This is a genomic window from Bacillus sp. JJ1474 (assembly GCF_036965225.1).
Lineage (GTDB): Bacteria > Bacillota > Bacilli > Bacillales > Cytobacillaceae > Cytobacillus.
Map to the genome: position 1 here is coordinate 1 of NZ_JBALPC010000081.1, position 2,435 is coordinate 2,435.

Sequence of the window (2,435 nt, forward strand, 5' to 3'; positions counted from 1 at the left end):
TGATGTTCCGAAGGCGCTTATACTTTTCTTTGTTAAGATGATATTTTCTCAATCACCATTCTTTTTCCGCTATTTAATGTAAATTCAAAGCGGTCATTCATTTTTTCGAAGTAACTAAAATGATGCTGTACACTGCAAATATGTTCCTGGTTGTCAAATACGATAAAATTAACACCGCTTTTTCTCTCATTTCGATCAAGGAAGGAGAGCTGATTATAGCAGTAGATGCAATCATATATAGAGAACCTCAAGGAATTTAATGTTGTGATAAATTGGAAAAAAGCATCATCATTCATTCCCTCTAGTAATTTTTCTAATGAAAATACAAGGTGCTTTCTAATTCTTACAGAGTCTTGATCTTTCAAAAGAAGGATTTCTTTGTCCACTGCGAGTTTCCCATCTTCAGATAATATCCCTTTTTTCCAGCGTTTAAATCGAAAAATCTCTACTTCCTGGTGGAGGAATTCTTCCAATAATGATGCTTCATCCGTTTCTTTATCAAAGAAAACCCATTGATCATTAATATATTCAATAGATCCTTCGGTATAGGCACGTGTTTGATATTCAATCAGTTTCGTTCGCTGCTGTCTATTCATAATAAACCTCCATCTGATTCCCTCAACAATCTTTTTAGACAGTTTCCTCTCATTTTATAACCAGATCTAAATAATTCTTCATTCATTATGGATAAAAAAGTTTCCCCTATAAAAAGCATATTCTCACAATCGGTTTTATGAAATGGATAAACACCTAATTTCATTTGGATAAATCGCAGAAAACTAGGTAATTTCACATCAAATATTTGACTGCACAAGGGAAAAAAGGCTAATCTATAGGAGTTGCATAATAGCTTGTTTGTTTAAAGAGGGGGGAGGAGCGGAGATGGTAAAAAGAGTGTGGACTCTTATCTTAATTCCGTTGCTTCTTTTTTACGCTCAGCCTGTAGGAGCAGTTGAAAAAGAAGATCGAAAATGGCAAGATGAATCCGTTTACTTTTTAATGGTGGATCGATTTGATAATGGGGATTTTAAAAATGATTATCATGTGAATGTAAAGGATCCGCAAAGCTTCCATGGCGGTGATTTCCAAGGAATCATTAAAAAGCTCGATTACATAAAGGATATGGGCTTTACAGCTATTTGGCTGACACCAATTTTTGATAATGAAGAAAACGGATATCATGGGTATTGGGTTAAAGACTTTTACAATACTGAGGAGCATTTTGGTACTATCGATGAATTTAAAATGCTTGTGACAGAAATTCATAAACGAAATTTGAAAGTGATGATGGATTTCCCTATTAATCATGTTGGCACAAAACATGAATGGCTAAAGGATCCTACTAAGAAGGATTGGTTTAAAACCGAGCAATCACCAATTCAGCAGGATCTGGGAAATGAGTGGCTAAATGAACTTCCTAGCTTGAATCACGATAATCCAGAAGTTCAGGGCTATTTGCTGGATGCTGCAAAATGGTGGATTAATGAAACGGATATAGACGGGTATTACCTTGATGAAGTCGATGGGGTTTCAAAAAAATTCCTTACTGATTTTGTTCAACAGTCTAAAGCTGCAAAGAAGGATTTTTATTTACTCGGTGAAGTAAGGTCAAATGATCCTCATTTCATTTCTGAATATGAGGAAACTGGAATTGATGGATTTCTGGACTTTCCATTAACCGAAACATTAAGGCCAGCCTTTGACCAAGTTGATCAACCACTAAATGAACTAAAAACTCGCAAAGATGAATTGATGTCAACCTACAAAAACCCATATTTAATGGGCTCATTAATGGATGACCATAAATTAGTACGGTATACGAGGGATATGGTTGAACAAAATCAGCATCCTGGTCCAAGATGGAAGCTTGCTTTAACCTATCTTTATACTTCGCCGGGAATTCCTATCGTTTATTATGGCAGTGAAATAGCCTTGGATGGCGGTTTAGGGCATGATAATCATAAACAGATGGATTTCAGAACAGATAAGGATTTAATTGATTACATCACAAATCTGGGAAAACTGCGTAATAATTTCCCTAGCCTAACCAGGGGAGAGATGAAGCTGATTGCCGAGGAAAATGGTGTTCTTGCTTACAAACGTACTTATAATGATGAAACGACTGTTATTGTTATTAACAATAGTTCTGAATCTCGTCATGTTACGATAAATGAAGATGAATTTGCTGATGATAAAGAGCTGAGAGGCTTATTAACGAATGATCTAGTAAAGAACAATGATCATCAATATAAGATTTTTATTGATCGGGAAGAAGCTGAAATATATGTATTATCCCAAAAATCTGGGATGAATCTTCCCTATGTAACTGCAACTATTATTGTGTGGGGTGCCTTTATTGCGTTTATCATAGCTGTATGGAGAAGATCTAAAAAGAAACGGTCCCAGGAATAGTTAAATAGTAAAAGCCAAAGGAA

Annotated in this window: 2 protein-coding genes; one reads left to right on the forward strand and one right to left on the reverse strand. The window is 35.4% G+C overall.

The features are described 5' to 3' along the window. Window positions 1-32 precede the first annotated feature (32 nt). On the reverse strand, window positions 33-596 hold the full coding sequence (locus V7164_RS12035; protein ID WP_335348063.1) for a DUF2777 domain-containing protein: 564 nt from the start codon (window positions 594-596) through the stop codon (window positions 33-35). A gap of 286 nt (window positions 597-882) precedes the next feature. On the opposite strand from V7164_RS12035, the gene V7164_RS12040 reads away from it, so the two are divergent. Continuing rightward, a complete protein-coding gene (locus V7164_RS12040) occupies window positions 883-2,412 on the forward strand; it encodes an alpha-amylase family glycosyl hydrolase (RefSeq protein ID WP_335348064.1) in 1,530 nt (509 codons plus the stop codon). The last annotated feature ends 23 nt before the right edge of the window (window positions 2,413-2,435 follow it).

Bases quoted from the DNA above. Each gene is read 5' to 3' on its own strand.
- V7164_RS12040 (WP_335348064.1), top strand. From the start codon at position 883: ATGGTAAAAAGAGTGTGGACTCTTATCTTAATTCCGTTGCTTCTTTTT.
- V7164_RS12035 (WP_335348063.1), bottom strand. From the start codon at position 596: ATGAATAGACAGCAGCGAACGAAACTGATTGAATATCAAACACGTGCC.